The organism is Dokdonia pacifica (genome assembly GCF_900188275.1).
Lineage (GTDB): Bacteria > Bacteroidota > Bacteroidia > Flavobacteriales > Flavobacteriaceae > Dokdonia > Dokdonia pacifica.
The window spans coordinates 95,102-117,025 of record NZ_FZNY01000009.1; the positions used below are offsets into that span (position 1 = coordinate 95,102).

10 protein-coding genes are annotated in these 21,924 nt (G+C 36.1%); 8 read left to right on the plus strand and 2 right to left on the minus strand.

Annotated features, from left to right (window positions below):
• Positions 1–23: 23 nt before the first annotated feature.
• Positions 24–2,642, plus strand: a complete 2,619-nt coding sequence (locus CHB80_RS21515; RefSeq protein WP_089373586.1) for a CHAT domain-containing protein — start codon at positions 24–26, stop codon at positions 2,640–2,642.
• Here CHB80_RS21515 and CHB80_RS21520 read toward each other — a convergent pair.
• Both CHB80_RS21520 and CHB80_RS21525 read right to left on the minus strand, forming a co-directional pair.
• Positions 2,622–3,329 carry a tetratricopeptide repeat protein gene (locus CHB80_RS21520; protein WP_089373587.1) on the minus strand — a complete coding sequence of 236 codons (708 nt, stop codon included), beginning with the start codon at positions 3,327–3,329 and terminating at the stop codon, positions 2,622–2,624. The two genes, CHB80_RS21515 and CHB80_RS21520, sit on opposite strands and share 21 nt — an antisense overlap.
• A complete protein-coding gene (locus tag CHB80_RS21525; RefSeq protein WP_089373588.1) occupies positions 3,322–3,882 on the minus strand; it encodes an RNA polymerase sigma factor in 561 nt (186 codons plus the stop codon). Before CHB80_RS21525 ends, CHB80_RS21520 begins: the two co-directional genes overlap by 8 nt.
• A 214-nt stretch (positions 3,883–4,096) precedes the next feature.
• Between CHB80_RS21525 and CHB80_RS21530 the strand changes: the two genes are divergently transcribed.
• From CHB80_RS21530 to CHB80_RS21560, 7 genes are all read left to right on the plus strand, one after another.
• Positions 4,097–6,412, plus strand: a complete 2,316-nt coding sequence (locus tag CHB80_RS21530; RefSeq protein WP_089373589.1) for a tail fiber domain-containing protein — start codon at positions 4,097–4,099, stop codon at positions 6,410–6,412.
• Positions 6,402–8,468 (plus strand): tail fiber domain-containing protein, encoded by a 2,067-nt coding sequence (locus tag CHB80_RS21535; protein ID WP_089373590.1) that lies wholly within the window; start codon positions 6,402–6,404, stop codon positions 8,466–8,468. The genes CHB80_RS21530 and CHB80_RS21535 overlap by 11 nt, the downstream gene beginning before the upstream one ends.
• A gap of 55 nt (positions 8,469–8,523) precedes the next feature.
• Positions 8,524–9,909: a tail fiber domain-containing protein gene (locus tag CHB80_RS21540; RefSeq protein ID WP_179218236.1), complete on the plus strand. Its 1,386-nt coding sequence runs from the start codon at positions 8,524–8,526 to the stop codon at positions 9,907–9,909.
• Entirely contained in the window at positions 9,906–10,781 is an 876-nt protein-coding gene (locus CHB80_RS21545) for a hypothetical protein (RefSeq protein ID WP_089373592.1), read from the plus strand. Before CHB80_RS21540 ends, CHB80_RS21545 begins: the two co-directional genes overlap by 4 nt.
• A 22-nt stretch (positions 10,782–10,803) precedes the next feature.
• Positions 10,804–13,197, plus strand: a complete 2,394-nt coding sequence (locus CHB80_RS21550; RefSeq protein ID WP_179218237.1) for a T9SS type A sorting domain-containing protein — start codon at positions 10,804–10,806, stop codon at positions 13,195–13,197.
• 123 nt (positions 13,198–13,320) lie between these two features.
• Positions 13,321–14,988, plus strand: coding sequence for a tetratricopeptide repeat protein (locus tag CHB80_RS21555; RefSeq protein WP_089373594.1), 1,668 nt, complete (start codon positions 13,321–13,323; stop codon positions 14,986–14,988).
• Positions 14,989–15,134: 146 nt separating this feature from the next.
• Entirely contained in the window at positions 15,135–21,878 is a 6,744-nt protein-coding gene (locus tag CHB80_RS21560) for a hypothetical protein (protein WP_089373595.1), read from the plus strand.
• Positions 21,879–21,924: the final 46 nt, after the last annotated feature.

The window sequence follows — 21,924 nt, forward strand, 5'->3', positions numbered from 1 at the left end:
CATAAGAACCTCCTTTCTTGAATATGTACATCTCATTTCTAAAGAGACGCATACTTTTTTCTTTTGTATGCATTCTAGCATGTATCTGGAATGTAGGCATTCTCAACGCTCAGAATACACCTTCTTCTGAAAAAGAAACAGCAAATCATTATTTCGCGCAAGCAAAAGAAGCATTACAATCTAGAGATACAGAAACAGCGCTTCCGCTAATTTATAAAGCAGATTCTCTATACCAAAAATTGGCATTTCCGGAAGAAATAATCGAAACAAAATTGCTAGAGTATCGATGTTTTCATTTTTTAAAACCAATATCTGAATGGAGCACACCCCTATATCAAGCATTATCTTTTGAAAAGAAACTAGAAAAACCTAGTATGACAAAGGTAAAATTATATGCCGCATTAAGTACCAATGCGAGTCTTAATAACCAGTCTACTGTTGCTCATTATTATGGTTCAAAAGCATTAAGTTTACTTCAAGGAGAACACCTCATTAAAGACCCTGAATACCAAGCTTTCTATATGTCCATTTTATATAGAATGGGAAAAACAGAAGAGCGTCAATACAATTATAAAAAAGCTGAAAATTTCTATAGCCAATCATTAGAAAAAGCTAGAAGACATGAACTCCCCTTTTATTTAAGTTATGGAGGGCTTTTTAAAACCTATACACTTACCAATCAGCATCAGAAGATTATAGAAATGGTTGAAGAATTTGAAGCTAAGAAGTATGCACAGTCACAACCAGCATTCTTTGTCTATGATTTTTATTCTTACCATATAGATTATTTAATAAAAAATAGCCTCTATGATAAAGCCATGAAACAGTCTTTGGCATTAAAAAAACTCCGAAATACCGACAAATTTAAATCCCATTTTTATGAATGGTTTTTAAGCGAACGTATTGCTGACATTCATAATTTCCAAGGAAATCATCAGGAAGCAATCAACGAGTTACTCAGTACAAAAGCATTGCAAGAATCTCTAGAAATCAGAAATGTAGAAAGAGCTGCACTTCTAATTAAACTAGCGAAATACTATTTGAATCTTAATGATTATAAAAATGCCCAATATTACAGTGAAGAAGCACTTACAGTAAATACTCAAACACAACGTGACACCACGGCATTTCACATGCCTCTAGACCTAGATAATATTAAAAAAGCGCATAAAAACATATTGCTAGATAATCTATTATTTAAAGCGCAACTCGCTGAAAAATTATATGCAAAAACAAAAAACAACAGCTATTTAAAAACCAAAAAACAATCCTATACTACTGCGCATGAATTGATTAAACGGATGGGCAAATTGAGTGATGAAGATGCTTTTCTAGATGAGACACAGTTCAAGAATGTATATGGTAATTTGATGCAATTATACCAACAAGAATGGCAAACCAATAAAGACCAAAAAACTTTTGATAGTGCTTTAGAATTACGACTACAAAGTCAATATGTTACAATTCTTAATGAACTTAAAGATGCGCAACAACGCAAGGATATTGATTCCATTCCATTTATTAAAAACAGTAGAACCACGTACCAAGGATATAATAAAATATACTATTTCTGGGGACAAGAAGCTATCTATGTACTACACGAAAATAACACGATACAACATTTTGATAAAATACCACTTACAACACAGTTAGAAGAAGCTATTGATATAGTGAGTACTGAAGTTCGTAAAATAGATACTATAAGAAATCATAAAGCACATCAACTTATATATGAAAAACTCTTAGAAAAATACATACAACCTGATTTAAAAACAGCTGTATTACTAGATGATAAATTACATCTTATTCCTATGTCTTCTTTATGGATAGCAGGAGAGAAACAGTATCTATTAGATAAAACTAGTATCATACATATCACCACAGCACTACCTACAAAAGAAACATCACAATCTGAGAAAGCATTACTCATGGCTCCCTTTGCGACACACGAAGGTATTTTTAATAACCGCCTTGCAAAAAGTGCTGATGAAATAAATGCCATCACCCCTTATTTTAATCATACAACCTACCTAGATCAACAAGCAACAAAAAATGTGTTTCTTGATCAGCTAGCCACTTCTTCCATTATCCATTTGGCTACACATGCCATAGCAAATACAGAAGATCCGTTACTAAGTACAATTCAGTTTTATGAAGAAGCATCGTTAGATCCAACAAAAACAAGCTTGACATTACCCGAAATTTATAACCTAAATCTCAATGCAGATTTAGTAACATTAAGTGCATGTGAAACCGGTATTGGGAAAGAAATTAAAGGGAAAGGAGTACAAAGTATGGCAAATGCTTTTACGCATGCTGGCGCGGCAAGTACCGTCATGAGTTTATGGAAAGTACCAGATACAGAAACCACTACGATTATGGCGGGTTTCTATAACTATCTTCATAAAGGCATGCCTAAAGATGAAGCATTACGTCAAGCGAAACTGGCGTATATAAATTCTCAAAAAGACTATCCAGCTTTACAGCACCCTTATTATTGGTCTGGTTTTGTGATTTCTGGAAATCCTAAAACGATACAACATCAAGAATTCCCTTGGAAAAAATGGGGCCTCATTCTAGGAGGTGTTTTCATTCTCCTACTTCTCTTTAAAAAGCCATTATTACAATTGATCAAGAAGTAACTGTGCCTCATTACTCTTAAAGGGAATATTGGTTTGAAGTAAGCTCTTCAAATATGTTTCAGCTTTCTTTTTATCATTTAACTTTAAATAACTTAAAGCTAAATACCACTGAGCTTCCGCATACATCGTATCCGTTTTTTTAATACGAGATTCTAGGGTCAAAATAGCTGTTTCTGTTTCTCCTAATTGTAGTTGAGCATTTGCTTTGTAAAATTCAATAATAGGTTCTGAAGTAGCACTTAATAAGTCATCAAAATGCACAATAGCCTTCTTATAATTTTGTTCATCATAGGCTTTAAAGGCTAGTTCTTTTGTTGTTTTCACCGCTTCTCCTCTAACGATAGGTTGTACAATATTTTTATACGGTTCAAAATATTGAGCATAGAGTGATTCTGTAGAAGAGGTACTTTTTAAATACCATACACTACTCAATCCAATAAGAATTAAGAAGGTAGCAGCTATAGACCATTTTCTCCATGTAGATCGTCTTTCTTCTTTATAAAAAGAACGTAACTGCGTTTTTGTTGTATCATAGTCCGCTTTCGCGAAAGCGTAATTAAGCTCTTCATAAAAGGGTATATCATCTGCAAAAGAAGTATCTTTCTCTATATACTCCTGTAACAACGCTTCTTCTTCTTGGTTGAGCGTTCCCTGCAAATATTTCTGAATTAATACTTCTTTATCCATAACTGGGGAATTTTACGAGTGCTTTTAAACTTTTAAGGCATCTGGATTTCTGACTTTTTGCTACATCCTTACTACTATATCCTAAAGTATCGACAATTTCATCTAAACTGAAACCACGGTAATAAAACAAATACAAGATTTCTCTACATTTTCCTCCTAATTGTTCTAATGCAACATGCATTTGATGTTTTTGTTCTCCATCAGGAATCGTAGCTTCCACAATTTCGGTCATGAGTGTTTGCTCATTATACATGGTTGAAAAGTCTTCTACCAGATGTACTTTTTTCTGTTTACGTAGGTGTGTGTAAATCAAATACTTCCCAATACTAAAAAGATAGGTTCTGAGTTCGCTTTTTAGATGATCCAATTTCCCTTGACGTGCATTATCTCTTAAAATAATAATCGCATCCTGATACACATCTTCAGCCATAGATGCTGTGATAGGGTATTTTTTTGAATAACGCAGAAAAGCCTTGCGGTGGGCAAGGTATATGTCGCGTAATGCTTCTGGTCGATCTTCTTTTAATCCAGTAATAAGGCGTTGCTTTTTCATATTAGTGTATTTCGGAAGCCGAGGTAAACATTTTATGTTATTAAAAGTATAAAAAAGAATTGATGCCTATAAAAAAGGGGACAACTACCTCAATACTAACACCCATTATCACCTAATAAACAACTACTTATAAATAAAAAATAAAAAATAGCAAATCCTGATGTTTACTTTCTAAAACCAATAACACCAATAGATAAATGAATCCATTGCACATATGAAGACTTTTCAAAAATTGTTGTTTTTCTGTTTTTGCGTACTTCCATTTTATATAGGAATAGCACAATCACAGTCTATTAATTATAAAGCCATTATTAGAGATAATACAGGTGCCATTCTAGCAAATGATCTCGTTATTATTCAGTTTACGATTCTAGAAGGCACTACAAATGTCTATTCAGAGAGTCATACTCCTACTACAGATGCCAACGGACTTGTCATTCTAAACATTGGCGAAGGAACAGTATTAAGCGGAGATTATACAATGATTGATTGGGCTACAACCGATCACTTTTTAAACGTACAAATCAATACTGGAGGCGGACTCGTAGATATGGGAACCACTCAGTTTCTATCTGTCCCTTATGCGTTACATGCACAAACAGCGCAAAACGTCACAGGTCTAGAGGAGTTAGATGAAGGAAATGGTATTGGATGGCGATTAAGCAATATAGGCACTGATGCTGATGAAGGATATGGTGCCATTGGATTAAATGCCATTGATTTGAGTGTTTCTGATGCCAATGGCGCTGTGCTTATATTTCCCTATGGTGCAACAGGAGAACATTCTTTTGCAACAGGTGTAAATACAATAGCAACGGCACCTCGTGCTGTTGCTATGGGACAATCAAATAGAGCATCTGGAACCAATGCAGTAGTCATGGGTAGTAATAATATTGCATCCAACACCAATGCAACCGCTATAGGGCTTAATAATGTAGCATCTGGGTCTTCTTCATTTGCAGCGGGAGGGTCCAATACGGCTTCTGGTGGTGGTGCTGTTGTTTTTGGTAGTAACAGTGATGCTATAGGAACTGTTTCTTTTGCACAAGGAATAGGATTACATACAGATAGTTTTCTTTCGGTAGCTTTTGGACGTGGAAACGTAGGAGGTGGGAACCCTGCTGCTTGGGTATCTACCGATCCGCTTTTTGAAATAGGAAATGGACAACCCATAGGTAGTTCGGATAATAATGCATTAACCATCTATAAAAATGGAAATATCACTATGGATAACTCTGTGGTGAGTGCTAATGGTAGTACAGGAGAATTGGCTGTCGCTTTAGGGAATGAAACTACCTCTAATGGTGTATATAGCTTGTCTGCAGGAAGCGGCACCATTGCCAGTGGTCAAACTTCTGTTGCCTTTGGATCTACGACAACAGCGTCTGGTGCAGCGTCTTTTACCACAGGTCTAAGCACAACGGCAACGCAAGCAGGAGCTGTTGCTATGGGCGCTTTTACGGAAGCTTCGGGGAGCTCATCTTTTGCTGCAGGAGCGAGTACCTCAGCTACTAGTACTAATGCTGCTGCTTTTGGTAGTGGTACGACAGCCTCAGGGTTTGCATCGTTTGCTACAGGTTCTTTGACAAGTGCTGGTGGTGCACGATCTTTCACCTTTGGATTGCAGAGTAATGCTGCTGGAAATCATGCAATGGCAGGTGGAGATAATAATATTGCAAATGCAGAGAACTCGGTTGCTTTAGGTACTAATTCTCAATCTTTCGGAGATCATTCTTTTTCCATGGGTACTAGTGCTATTGCATTTTCAAATTCTGAATTTGTGATTGGACGTTATAATGACCTATACGCATCTTCTGCCTCTGGTATAGCAGGTACAGATCGACTATTTGTAGTGGGAAATGGTACAAGTGTTTCTGATCGAGATAACGCAATCACGGTCCTTAAAAATGGAAATACAGGAATTGGCACTAGTGAACCTCAAGAACGTTTACATATTGCCAATGGTCGTTTGCGTATCGGTACTGAAACCGTTGAAGATACTGGTTCTAATCGATTAGAATGGAATTGCGGTCTCTTTCCAGACACCGATAATAGTTTTCAACTAGGCGGTTCTGCCCTACGATGGGAAGCGGTTTGGGCAACTGATGGTACGATAAATACCTCAGATCGTAGAGAGAAAAAAGATATCCAACAATTAAATTATGGCTTACGCGAAATTTTAGACCTCAACCCAGTAAGCTTTCGCTGGAAAGCAAAACCCGAACAAGGAGAAAAACTAGGCTTGATTGCTCAGGATTTATTAGAAATTATCCCTGAAGTAGTTAAAACACATGAATATGTGACCGTTGGGGAGGGCGAATATGCAACCCTTGAAAAAAAGGAATTGGACAGGCTGGGCGTATACTACACCGATTTGATTCCTGTACTCGTCAAAGCTATCCAAGAACAACAAGAAATCATCCAATCTTATAAAAGCGAACAACAGCAAAACAAAGCTGCCATCGCCGATTTACAATCACAAATGAATCAGCTTTCTGAACTATTACAAAATAAAACTTATGAAAAATAATACACTCTTAGTAGTAGTTGGCTTTTTTATGTGTCTGATAAGTCAGGCGCAAAATAATATCAACTATAAAGCGGTCATTAATGATAATCAAGGAACGCCATTATCTAATCAACTAATTGTCATCCAATTCAGTATTCTAGAAGGAGATGATCAAACAATAGTATATTCGGAAAACCACACCCCTACTACGGATACCAATGGATTGATCATACTCAATATTGGAGAAGGGACAGTATTAAGTGGTGACTATACAGCTATTGATTGGGCTTCAGATACTCATTTCTTAAATGTCCAAGTGAATTCTGGCGGTGGACTAACAGATCTAGGGACCACTCAATTTCTAACAGTTCCCTACGCTATCAGTGCACAAACTGCTCAAAACGTAAATGGCTTGGAATCTATTACTGAGGGTGGTTCAACAGGATGGCGCTTGGTAGGAAGAAATCCTGATTTTTTTGGAGATATTGGTTCTGGCGCTGTTGACTTGAGTCAGTCGGATAGTAATGCTGCTGAATTTGGAGCGTTAGGTACAAATGCTGTTGCTTTAGGTTTTAGAACAAGGGCAGAGAGCTTTGCTATTGCTGGTGGTTTTGAGACTACAGCTTCTGGGCTTGCATCTATAGCTTTGGGAAATGAAGCTTTAGCTGAAGGCTTAAGTGCAGTAGCTATAGGAAGTAGCGCTACAGCACAAGGAGATGGAGCTACATCCATTGGTGTACAAACTTTTGCAGGAGGAGAACGATCTACAGCTATGGGAAATGTGACTACGGCTTCTGGAGATCAAGCTGTCGCTATAGGTTCTATTGTCAATGCTCGCTCTTTTGCAGAAACTGCATTAGGTCGCTACAACACAAGTTATACGCCTGTCTCTACTACAAATTTTAATGCAAATGATCGTCTTCTGGTAGTCGGAAATGGTACGGCTGCAAATAACACTTCAGATGCTTTAATACTTTATAAAAATGGCGCATTACAAGTAGGAGAAGAAAGTGAGGCTACTGGAGTTCAATCGTTTGCTTCTGGTAGGTTTACAGAAGCTTCTGGTGCTACAACTACGGCAATGGGTAACTTTTCACAAGCCTTAGGAGATCGCTCTACAGCCTTAGGATTTGAGACACAAGCATCGGGAATACAGGCAATCGCTATTGGGACTTCATCTGTAGCTAGTGGCGAAGGCGCTATAGCACTAGCCACAATATCCAATGCTTCTGGGAATTATGCTATGGCTTTTGGTTCAGGAACAAGAGCTCCTTCTTATAGAGAAACTGTAATGGGCACCTATAATACCGAGTATACTCCTTTATCAACTACAAACTTTGTCAGTCTTGATCGCCTTTTTGTTATTGGAAATGGAACAGGTTCGTTAAGCCGAAGTGATGCTTTCACCATTCTTAAAAATGGTAATACGGGTATAGGTACCTCAGTTCCTCAAGAGCGTCTTCATATAGCTAATGGTCGTTTACGAATCGGTACTGAAACCGTAGAAGATACCGGATCTAATCGGTTGGAATGGAACTGTGGACTCTTCCCTGATACCGATGACAGTTTTCAATTAGGTGGTTCTGCATTGCGATGGGAAGCAGTTTGGGCAACCGATGGTACGATAAACACCTCAGATCGTAGAGAAAAAAGAGATATCCAACAATTAAATTATGGCTTACGCGAAATTTTAGACCTCAATCCTGTTCGCTTTCGCTGGAAAGCAAAACCCGAACAAGGAGAAAAACTTGGATTGATTGCTCAAGATCTACTAGAAATCATTCCTGAAGTAGTAAAAACACACGAATATGTAACTACTGGCGATGACGAAGATGCAACCCGCGAAAAAAAGGAATTGGACAGATTAGGTGTGTATTACACCGATTTAATTCCTGTTTTAGTTAAAGCGATTCAGGAGCAGCAAGAAGTTATTCAAAATCTTCAATTAGAACAACAACAACTTATTAAAAGCTATCAAATAGACCAACAAGAAAACAAGGCTGTCATGGCCGATTTACAAGCTCAGATACACGAATTGCTTTCCATACAATCACAAAATAAAGAGTATGAGGACTAAGATATTTTTCATACTCATTTTCTGTTTTTACGTAGGTGTTCACGCCCAAAACAGTATGAGCTATAAGGCAATCATCAAAGATGATCAAGGAATCCCCTTGTCGGATCTATTGATTGTCATCCAATTTGGAATTTTACAAAGTGACGACCAGACACTGGTTTACTCAGAACTCCACACACCTACAACAGATGCTAATGGTCTTATATTTCTAAATATTGGAGAAGGGACAGTACTCAATGGAACCTATGCATCTATAAATTGGGCATCTGACACTCATTTTTTAAACGTACAGGTTAATTCTGGTAATGGCCTTGTTGATTTAGGAACTACTCAATTTCTAGCAGTTCCTTATGCTATCAGTGCACAAACTGCCAAAAATGTAAATGGATTAGAAGCTATTGATGAAGGAGATGGTATCGGTTGGCGTTTAGTAGATAGCAATCCTAACTTTTATGGGTCTATTGGTTTTGGAGCTGTAGATCTAAGCAGATCTACCAGTAATGGATTAGTGAATGGAGCGACTGGACAATATGCCTTCGCTATTGGATTTAACAATAGAGCTTCTGGGTCATCCTCTTTTGTTGGAGGAGAAAACAATATAACATCTGGTGCTGGCGCGGTAGCTTTTGGAACAGGTAATGTAGCCGCTGGTATAACCTCATTTGTCTCGGGCATAAGCTTACGCACAGATGCATTTATGTCTACTGCTTTTGGCACTGGAAATATAGGAGGAGGAGATCCTGATAGCTGGGTTCTTACTGACCCTTTATTTGAAATAGGTAATAGTCCTGGCCCTGTGCAAGGAAATGCTGTTACGGTTCTTAAAAATGGAAATACCGGTATAGGTACTTCAAATCCACAAGAACGCTTACATGTTGCCAATGGTCGTTTGCGTATTGGTTCTGAAACAGTAGAAGACACAGGATCTAATCGATTGGAATGGAACACTAGTTTATTTCCTGATACGGATGATAGTTTTCAATTAGGTAGTTCGGCTTTGCGATGGAGAGCTGTTTGGGCAACCGATGGTACGATAAACACATCTGATCGTAGAGAAAAAAGAGATATTCAACAATTAAATTATGGCTTACGCGAAATTTTAGACCTCAATCCAGTTCGCTTTCGCTGGAAAGCAAAACCAGAACAAGGAGAAAAACTCGGGTTGATTGCTCAAGATGTATTAGAAATTATTCCTGAAGTAGTAAAAACACACGAATATGCAACTACTAGTGATGACGAAGATGCAACTCTTGAAAAAAAGAAATTGGACAGATTAGGCGTCTATTATAACGATTTAATTCCTGTACTCATCAAAGCTATTCAAGAGCAACAACAACTAATTGACCAGCAAAACAAAAAAATAGATCTGCTATCACAACAAACGATGGCTATCGCAAAATTACAAGAACGTATTGTACAACTTGAACAAAATAACCAATGAAAAAAGCATTCATTTTTATCTCACTAGTATTCATGAGCAATGTATTTGCTCAGACCATTGACCGTTTTAGTATTGATAGTGGCGGTGCTAGCACCGCTGCTGGAAATATCAGTATTTTATATACTATTGGAGAAGTACAAGTAGCAGAACGTAGTACTGCCACACTTTCTGTTTCTGAAGGTTTTATTGTGCCTCAACTTATAAGTATACGTATACATCCTATTGTATTCTTACAAGGAGCCTATACAAATCCAAATACAGGAGAAGAATTATTGATGCGAGATGATTTACGTATTGCTAGTTCCATACTTATTCCAACAACAAGTCCGTATGACAGTACTACTTGTGATCCTTCCGTTTTTACTACGACAGGAGCAAATGCCATTGTAGATTGGATAGTCATTGAACTTAGAGATGAAAATGATGTTTCTAATGTGTTGGTATCGCAATCGGCTTTATTGCAACGTGATGGAGATATTGTTGCTATCGATGGTACTTCTCCAGTGGCAATAAATAGAGCATCAGGGAATTATTATGTAGCTATTAGGCATCGTAATCATCTGGGTATTCTTACAGCAAGCACTGTTTCACTTTCAGAAACTGTAACAAATCTAGACCTCAGTACAGATATGAACGCTGTGACTGGAGGAGCGTTGGCTCTTAGAGATATGGGTAATGGCATCTTTGCCATGTATGCGGGTGATGTTAATTCTGATGGGAGTATTCTCAATACAGATGTAGCCAATGCGCTTGCTGTTTCTGGAAGTATCAACGCCTATACTGGTGCCGATGCCGATATGGATGGAAATATTCTCAATACCGATATCGCATTAATTATTCAACCCAATGCTGGACGTATCCAGCAATTTTAAAAATCTACTTAATCAATTATCAATGAAACAAATCACTCTATATATAGTTATGCTTCTAGGAGGTCTGACTATCAATGCTCAAAACATCGAGCTCTCTTTTGAAAATCCTCAAATCACTAATGATGGCATGAACGACTTCTATGAAATAGATGTCATGATCACAAGTGATATAACCTATTCGCAAGGATCAGGACAATTCTTCTTAGATTATAATACAACTGCCTTTGGAGAGCTCGTTAATGGCGCTGGAGCCATCACTTTTGAGCGACCAGAAACAACTATCTTAGGAGGTGTAACAACAGTGGAAGTGGCCCCAGGCACCATCATTCCTTTGGGAGTGCATTATAACTCCTTTTTTATTAATGATGCCACCACCTCTAAAGTATCTTTCATCTGGCAACAGAATGGAAGTGGAGGAATGATTGGGAACAATATTGTAGCTAACACTCCTACGGTATTAGTTCATGTAAGATTACAATTCTTAGATGGTGCTTCCGCTGTATCTCCTGATCTGTGTTTTGATGCGACCAATCCTTTTGATGATCAATTCTTCACCGCTTGTGGTCCGTTTGATCCCCTTGTTGGATTTACCTTCGTCAATGCCGATTGTATCAATGAAGCAGGAAATCAAATCCTAAATTATACACCCGACTGTACTATTCCTGATCCTCCTCTATGTGCCGGATTGCCAGTAACTACCTATACAGCTATGGGATGGGATAATGGTGCTCCTGATAGTATGACGAATGCTGTGATTGATAGTAATTATGATACCTCTACTGTTGATGCTGATATTGTCGCTTGTTCGTGTACCATTAACTCAGGTGCTACTGTAACGGTAACTGCTGGAAGATACGTACAAACTACGGGTGATCTTACCATAGATGGAACGCTTGATGTTGCTCATGAAGGGAGTGTGGTACAAACCGATGAAAGTGCCGTGACTATTAACAACGGATCGATCTCTGTAGCGAAGACCACTCCTACCCTTGATGATCGTAACTTTGTGGCCATGAGTAGTCCTGTGACTGCCGAAGCTAGAGATAGAGCCTATGGAAATTCGAGAGCCGTATTTAGTATCATCCCAAGTAACTTTGTACCTTTTGATATTGACTTAATGGCATTCCCAGAATTTATGGGTGCTGAAAATTTCCTTGATGATGATAATGATTATTTACTCCCTGTCTCAGGAAGTACAGCATTGCCTGATGCAGGTATTGGACAACTCGTATTCCCTCAACCAGCTCCTAATGTAGGGGATGGTGCCTATACCATTACCTATACACAAAATGCTATGAATCCAGGGACCTTAAATTCAGGAACCATTACCGTGCCTATTAACTATAATGGTCCTGCGACAATTAATAACTATAACCTTCTTGGAAATCCATATGCATCGGCTATTGATGTGGAGGCTTTTATCAATGCCAATGATGCGGTCAATGAAGTATACTATTGGGATCACTTAACCAATCCTACAAGTGACTTACCAGGATTTGGAACCAGTAACTTCTCTATGAATGATATCTCAGTTCGTAATGCACTCTTGGGAGTGGCTGCCGTGAATGGAGGAGCAGCGCCTGGACAATTCATGGCTTCTGGACAAGGATTTGGAATCAAAGCAGCACAAACAGAAGCGGGTGCTAATACGCCTGTGGTATTTACCAACAGTATTCGCGTTACTGGAAATAACGATGGGTTTAGAAATGCTGAAAATAGTGACATCGATAGAATTTGGTTAAACCTTACTACAGAAGCGTATGAAGAAGCAACTTCGCAAACAGGAATTGGCTTTACACCTAATGCAACACCTGGATTTGATCCTGGATATGACAGTCCGCGTTTAGGAACATTTATCTCTTTATTCACCACTTTAGAAACGGGAGAACAACTTTCGATTCAAGGAAGAGAAGCTTTTGATACGGAGATAGAAATTAGCTTAGGATTTGCAACTTCGGTAGAAACCGAGGAGAGTTATGCGATTAGTATCGATCATTTGGAAGGAGTAGGTATTGAAAATGCAACGATGTATTTAATAGATAACCTTACCAATACCACAACGAATCTAAATGAGGGTAGATATTCATTTACAGCAACAAGCGGTATTCAGCCAGAACGTTTTACCGTGATATTCCAAAAACGTGATGTATTAAGTACAGACGAATTTAGCTTTCGCGAAAGCGTAACCCTCTACCCTAACCCAGCTACAAATCAGGTAACACTAGGATATGTAGGACAAGCTCAGTTACAAAAGCTAACCATTATAGATATGAATGGAAAAGTAATTCGTATCGTTTCTTTAGAAAACTTCCAAAGCTCACAACTCATCCAAACGAGTGATTTGGCAAAAGGAATGTATTTCTTAAATATTCAATCTAATAAAGACACTATAGTACAAAAATTGATAATTAAGTAGGTTCTTAGTGAGGTACTATAGAGAATGTGAAGGAGGCTGTAAAAAGCCTCCTTTTTTATTATAATTTAAAATATATTTTTAATAGAAAAGATTACTTCTAAAAGAACATCTATCTTTAGGGGCATGAAAAAAGAAATTTGCATTTTATTTGCTTTTTTAATGCTCTTAAAGCTACAAGCACAGGAATCTGATCTTGATTTAGTGCAGCTTGATAAGACATATAAGGAGTCTACTGTAGACTCTATTAAAGTAAAAGCAATGCTAGCATTAGGAGAATATCATTTGGATAAAAACTTCAGCAAGGCTAGATTCTTAATTCATGATGCATTCTCGATACTTCAAAAGGAAGAAAACAAAAACAACTTAAACGCCCTTGCAAATGCTTATTCATTAAAAGGGATTATTGCCCGAAGAGAAGGACATCATGTTCAAAGTTTAGATAATTACTTTAAATCTAAAACGATATACGAGCAACTAAAAGATTCTATAAACATTTCCAGTTTACTTCATAATATGGGAATGGTGCATCGTTATAATAAAGACTACAGAAAGTCCATTCCATTCTATCAAAAGTCTATTGCCATTAAAACTCGTTTAGGAAATCAAACCTACGAAATTGCGAGTAGTTATAATATGATGGGAGTATCTTATAAAGGAATTAAAAAAAGAGATTCTGCATTATGGTGTTACAACAAAGCAATAGCCTTGTTTACTTCTATTGATAAGGAAGAAGATATATACCGTGCAAAAAACAACATAGCAAACCTTTACAGAATAGACAAGAAGTATGAAGAAGCATTAGAGATTTATTTTGAAAGTAATGCCTATTATAAAAAAAAGGGAAGCGTTATTTCTACAGCTAACAATCTATATAACATCTCTACAGTTTATAAGGATTTAAAACAGTATGAAACTGCAATGAAGTATGCAGATAGCTCCCTTAGTATATCCAAAGCAGAAGGGCTAAAAGGACGAATTTCTAAAGTCTATTTAAGAAAAAGCTTTTTGTATGCTAAACTTGAAAATTATAAAGAAGCGTATAATTATTATAGACTATTTAATAGGACCTCAGATTCTCTTTTTAATATTGAAAACATAAAAAAAATTCAAGAACTGGAATTAACCCATGAATTTGAACAAGAAAAACTCGGATTAGAATTAGAAAAGAAAGAGATTAAAGCATTAGCAAAGGCAGAAACATTCAAAAAGAGACTGTATTTATTACTCTTTGTTTTAGCATTACTTACTGCTGGAGTTATTTGGTTTTTAGTACGTAAAATTTATAAAGGGAGAGCGCTCATTATTTCTGAAAAATTAGAAAAAGAAGAAGTACAAAAAGAACTACTGAATCAAAAAATAAAAGCCAAAGAAGGAGAAATAAAGAGTTTGATTGCAGATAATAGTATGCGATTGAGCTTTAAGGAAGAATTATTACAACAATTAAAATCTAAGGCAACGGGAACTGATTTAGGTACGTTAAAGCAGTCCTTGGATTCTCTTATTAAAGATTTACAATCTCAAATAAACACAGAGAGTAAATTCTCTTTATTACAAAGCAAAGTAGATGAAGCAAATGAAGGATTTGATGCTAAATTAAGACGGTTATATCCCGAACTTACAAAGACCGAACGTGAGATTTGTAGTCTACTACGATTAAACTTATCTATAAAAGAAATGATGACAATTCGAGGGGCTTCTCTTGATGCTATAAAGTCTGTACGCTACCGTATTAGAAAAAAATTATCACTATCACCTAAAGAAGAATTAGAACAATTCATTCAAAATTTATAATTTTTCCGCTTTCGCGAAAAACTTGTTAGTCCGCTTAGAATAAGGGCTGCCACTTTTTAATTAGATTTTGCCACTTTTTGCCACCAGCTAAAATCTAGCAACTATAGGGTTCAATATATTTTTACAGACCTAATCCCCCATGTCTGATGAAAAGAACATTACTCCCAATCTCTTCTTTAATCCAACTAGTATCCAATCTTACACACAAAAAAACGGATCATACCTTATCGATTCTCATTAGAAAAAAACGATACCTATTCATTCTATTAATCTGTGTTAGTCATACTTTTCTTGCACAACAAACCACGATTCCAGATGCTAATTTTGAGGCATTTTTAGAAGCTAATGGAATGGGAAATGGCATTGCAGATGATCACTTAGTCACCACTGCAAATATTGAGAATGTAACAACATTAAGTTTTAATGTAGAAAATTTTGCAAACAATGATAATCCACCGTCGTTCAACCCTTCAAGCATCACAGATTTAACAGGAATAGAAGATTTTACAGCACTGCAAGAATTAAACTGTAATGCATTACAACTTGTACATTTAGATCTAACAAGCAATCTAAATTTAGAGATTCTCTATGCTAATGATAATCATCTAGAAACTATTGATGTTACAGGACTTACAGCATTAGAAATTATTCAATGTGAGCGTAATGTACTTGAAAGTCTTTTTCTAAATACAAATCCAGCATTAACTAATGTATTGGCAAACAACAATTCATTACAAGCTGTACATATAAAAAATGGAAACAATATTGGAATCGATTTTTTTAGAGCAGAAAATAATCTATATCCCGTATGTGTCAATGTAGATAATACGGCAGCTAGTTTCCTCAGTGAATGGGATCTGGACCCGCTATCTGGTTTTGGATTGCACTGTGGCGAAACAAATATTCCAGATACTGACTTCGAAGCATTTCTAGAAGCCAATGGTATGGGAAATGGAATTGCAAATGACACTTATGTCATCACAGCAAATATTGAGAATGTAACAACATTAGATCTTAGTATTAGTGGTGCTCCTACTGGGGAGATTCTAAATCTCACAGGAATTGAAGATTTTACCGCATTAACAGCTTTAAATTGTGCAGGTACTAACATTACCACCATAAACCTAAGTACGCTTACACAGTTAGAAACGTTGCATTGTGAAAACACCAATTTAGCTAGCTTGGATCTAACAGCAAATATCAACCTAACAGCCTTATATGCTTTTGACACCAATCTTGCAGCACTAGACCTTTCTCAAAATTCAGCATTAACCATACTGAAAGTAGATTCGAATCCTAATTTAACATCTCTAAATATAAAAAATGGAAACAACGCCAACATTACCTACATTTTTACTGGTAGTCCGGAGTCCAATTTATCGTGTATTTTAGTAGATGATCCTGAATACTCACGAGCAAACTGGAGTTTTGCAAATACTACTTTATTTAGTGATGTAGATTGTGCTACAACAGAGATTCCTGACACTGCTTTTTTAGATAGACTATATCTACTTCCAGAATTAGACGGAGGAATCGCTGGTTCAAACATATTAAATCATAAAGCAGCGACAGTTACAGTTCTAGATTATAGTGGCGCTAGTAGTATTGATGATTTAACAGGTATTGAAGCTTTTACCGGATTACAAGAATTATATTGTGATGCTACAAGTATCACAAGTTTAAATCTAAGTCAAAATACGGCCTTAACTAAATTACATTGCCATGAAAATGCACTAATAAGCTTAGATATTAGTCAAAATGTATTGCTAACAGAGTTACATTGTTTCAATAATGATATCTCAACTTTAGATGTAAGTCAAAACATACTACTAACGGAGTTATATTGTAATAACAATGACTTAACAGATGTAGATGTACACCTAAATACGCAATTGGCAGCATTTGATTGCTCATCCAATCAATTAACACGTTTAAACCTGAAAAATGGAAATAATGGAGCGTTAACTACAAGTAAATTAGATGCAAATCCAAACTTAACCTGTATCAAGGTAGATGATCCTACAGCCCCTTATTTAGCTGATATTTGGGTAAAAGATGATCAAAGTAATTATGATCTCAACTGTGGCGAAACCTACGTTCCTGATGCAAACTTTGAAAACTTCTTGGAAACGCGTAACTCAGATGGAGACACCGTTCCGGTAGGTGATCCAACAAGCATGGGAAATGGCATTGCTAATGACGGCATTGTGTCTACAGCAAGAATCGAAAATGTAACCGCCTTATCTATGGCATTTAAAGGAATCAATGATCTCACAGGAATTGAAGATTTTACAGCATTAGAAAGTTTAAGCTGTCCATTTAATAATATCGTGACTCTTGATCTTTCAAAGAATCTAGCATTAACTTCACTAAATGTAGTAACAAATGATATTGTATCATTAGATGTATCTAGTAATAGTGCATTAACGCATATCGTCATATCAAATAATGATCTTACGTTTTTGAATGTTAAAAATGGAAATAATGAAAACTTTACAGGCTTTTTCGCAACTCAAAATCCAGGTTTAACTTGTATTAATGTTGATGATGAAACTGCAAATTATTTAAATGGTCCTATCTGGAATAAAGATAACGTGGCAAGCTATGCTGAACATTGTTTTGAAACCTATGTACCCGATGCAAATTTTGAAAACTATTTAGAAACGCATAATGCCAGTGGAAATAGTGTTCCATTAAATGATCCGACAAGTCTAGGGAATGGAATTGCTAATGATCAGTATGTTTTGACTAGCCGCATTTCGGGAGTGACGGGCTTAGTGATAGATAATGTAAGTATTGTAGATATCACAGGAATAGAAGATTTTACAGCATTAGAAACATTATTCTGCCAAAATAACGACTTAACGACATTGAATCTTAGTGCTAATACAGCATTAAAAAATCTAAGATGCTATAATAATCATATAACGGCATTAGATTTTACTACAAATGTAAATCTAGAATATGTAAGTGCTGGAACTAATAATATTACAACATTACAAGTTCCATTCAATACAGCACTAAAAGAATTGTATTTGCATACAAATGATTTTACGACATTAAATGTAGATACCTGTGTTGCACTAGAAAGATTTGAGGTAAATGGGAATGACTTACATACATTAAGTATTGTAAATGGAAATAATGGAAGTATCACCCGCTTTGTTGCTACTAATAATCCAAACTTAACATGTATCAGTGTTGATGATGAAACTGCATCCTATTTAAACACTGATATGTGGAACAAAGATGATACCGCATCTTATAGTATCCATTGTAATGAAACTTATATTGCCGATGCAAATTTTGAAAACTACTTAGAAACACATGATGCTAATGGGAATATAGTTTCGCTGAATGATCCAACAAGTATGGGGAACGGAATTGCCAATGATAACTATGTAACTACGGCAAACATAAACACAGTAACGTCTTTAGATATTAGTAGCCAAAATATTTCAGATGTCACAGGTATAGAAGGGTTTTCTGCTTTAGAAACGTTTGTTTGCTACTCAAACAACTTAACAGCATTAGATGTTAGCGCAAATACAGCTCTAAAAAATCTAATATGTCAGACCAATAACATAACAGCATTAGATATTAGCACAAACACGGCATTAGAAGCACTAGTATGTCATACGAATAACTTAACCGCATTAGACCTAACTACAAATGTAAATCTAATAGTATTAGTTGCTAATGACAATTCGATTACTTCATTAAATGCAGATACCTGTGTTACATTAGAAGAGTGTTTGGTATTCAATAACAACTTAGAAACATTAAGTGTCGCCAATGGAAATAATGATAGTCTGACTTTTGACGCTACAGGAAACCCAAATCTAACGTGTATTAATGTTGATGATGAAACTGCAGATTATTTAAATGGTCCTACTTGGAATAAAGATAGCATAGCAACCTATGGACAACACTGCTATGAAACATACATTCCTGATATTAATTTTGAAATCTACCTAGAAACGCATGATGCTGACGGAAATATAGTACCAGTAAATGACCCTTCAAGTATGGGAAATGGTATCCAAAGTGATGGGTATGTATATACCAATCGCATTGCTAATGTGACTAGTTTAGATGTAAGCTTTTTCAATATTGTTGATGTCACAGGTATCGAAGACTTCATAGCCTTAGAATCATTTAGCTGTAATCTTAATTCGATCACTACATTAAATTTGAGTGCAAATACAGCATTGACAAATTTAAATTGTAGTAACAATCTACTTACTGGACTAGATCTTAGTGCAAATGTAAACTTAGAAGTAATACGAGCTTCTCAAAATAATCTAACTACCATAGACTTTCAACAAAATGTAGCTCTAAAAGAAATCTATCTACAAGGAGCTGGCTTAGATACACTCAATTTGGATCCTTGTGTGGCATTAGAAATTGTAGATGTAACGTATAATGGCTTAACGGAGTTAAGTATTAAAAACGGCAACAATGAGCTTATTACACAGTTTAGTGCAGGTGCAAACCCACCACTAAACTGTATTAATGTAGATGATACAACGGCAGACTACTTAAATTCAGATAGCTGGAATAAAGATGCAACTGCAAGTTATAGTGAACATTGCGGAGAAACGTATATCCCGGATGCCAATTTTGAAAACTACCTAGAAACACACGACGCTAACGGAAATATTGTTTCATTAAATGACCCTATGAGTATGGGGAATGGAATTGCCAATGATCAATATGTACTCACAGATCGTATTTCGGGAGTGACTACATTAAATATAAGTCAACTAAATATAGCAGATGTAACAGGGATCGAAGATTTTTCAGGGCTGGAAACCTTTATGTGTTTTAATAATGAGATCACAACACTAGACGTAAGTGCAAACACTGCATTGAAAACATTATTATGTTATAGAAATAATTTAACAACATTAAACACAAATGGAAACACTGCATTAATCACATTAGTCTGTTACTTTAATGAATTAACAACCATAGATATAAGTACCAATACAAATTTAGAAATTATTGAAGCAGGAAATAATGAGTTAACTACCTTAGATGTACACTCAAATGCTGCTTTAAAACAAATTTCTCTATACAATAATAACCTAATAACACTAAGTGTAGATGCTTGTAGTGTATTAGAAATCCTAGACTTAAAAGATAATGACTTAACCGAATTAAGAGTTGTAAATGGTAATAACGGAGCTATCACTGATTTTGATACTACACTAAATCCAAATTTAACCTGTATCACTGTAGATAATGCAACAGAACCGTATTTAGAAGAGTGGTTAATAAACGTAGATGGGTCAACGTCTTTTGGTGAACATTGCAATGAAACCCAAGTACCTGATACCAGTTTTGAAAACTACCTAGAAACACACGATGCAAATGGAAACTCCGTTGGTTTAGGAAATCCAACAAGTATGGGGAATGGTATTGCAAATGATGGATATGTGCGCACACAAAGCATCCAATCGATGACGACTTTAAGTGTTTCCAATTTAGGTATTGCAGACTTAACAGGAATCGAAGACTTTACATCTTTAACAATTCTAAATTGTAGCAGAAATCTATTAACATCCTTAAATGTTTCTCAAAACATATTGTTAGAAAACTTAGTCTTTTCAGATAATCAAATCACGACAATAGACCTCTCTCAAAATACACTACTAGAATATGTATCTGCGGTAGAGAATCAATTGACGAGTTTAGATGTTTCTAACAAGCCATTTTTGGAAGAAATAGATTGTTCAGAAAACCTATTAACGAGTCTAAATGTAAGTCAATGTACTGTTCTAACAGATGTAATCTGTAATAATAATGATCTGCAAACAATAGATTTCACAACAAATACTGGATTAAACTATTTTGAAGGAATTGATAATGATCTTACTAGTTTAGATGTTTCTCAAAATACAAACCTAGAGTATTTCTCGGTGGAGAACAATCTGCTAACAAGCCTAGATCTATCTCAAAACACGAATCTTAGGTCGTTCTCAATAGAGAACAATCTAATAACAAGTCTAGATCTATCCTTAAATATCAACTTAGAAGAAATAATATGTCGTAGCAATGCACTTACCAGTTTGAATATTAAAAATGGAAACAATACTAACATTGATTTGCTATTTATCAATAACAATCCCAATTTAACCTGTGTCGTTGTAGATGATATTACATATGAATTTCCTTTTGAGACTAGAGATATTCAAACCCAATACAATGAGATAACCTGTGGTATTCAAGTCTCTCCAAAAGTATTTCTTCAGGGCGCTATGACAAATCCTAATAGCGGTGAAGAAAATTTAATGCGTGATGACTTACGTGTTGCTGGTTTGATACCTACCACATCTCCATATGCAGATGGAGCCATATGCAATGCTGCTGTTTTTAATGTTACTGGAGAAGATGCTATTGTAGATTGGGTATTTATAGAAGTAAGAGACGCAACAGACCCTACTACGATACTGGCAGCTACATCAGCTTTAGTACAACGTGATGGCGATGTAGTCTCTACAGATGGAGTCTTGGCGGTAGGCATGGATATGCCAACAGCCAATTATTATGTTGCCATCAAACATCGTAATCACTTAGGTGTTCTTACCGCTAGTACCATAACACTCTCTGGAGCCGAAACAATCCTAGACCTAACTACAGACCTAACATCTGTTACTGGAGAAGCATTGGCTCTCAAAGATATGGGGAATGACACATATGCCCTCTATGCAGGTGATACTACAGGAGATGGAAATATACTCAATACAGATATTTCTAATGCTATCAATGCTTCGGGAGGTATCAATGTATATAGCGGTGCCGATGCTACTATGGATGGAAATATTCTCAATACAGATATTCAATTGATTATTCAACCAAACGCTGGACGTATTCAACAATTCTAACATAGTATTATTAAAATATATACGCTTTCGCGAAATCGAACTTGCG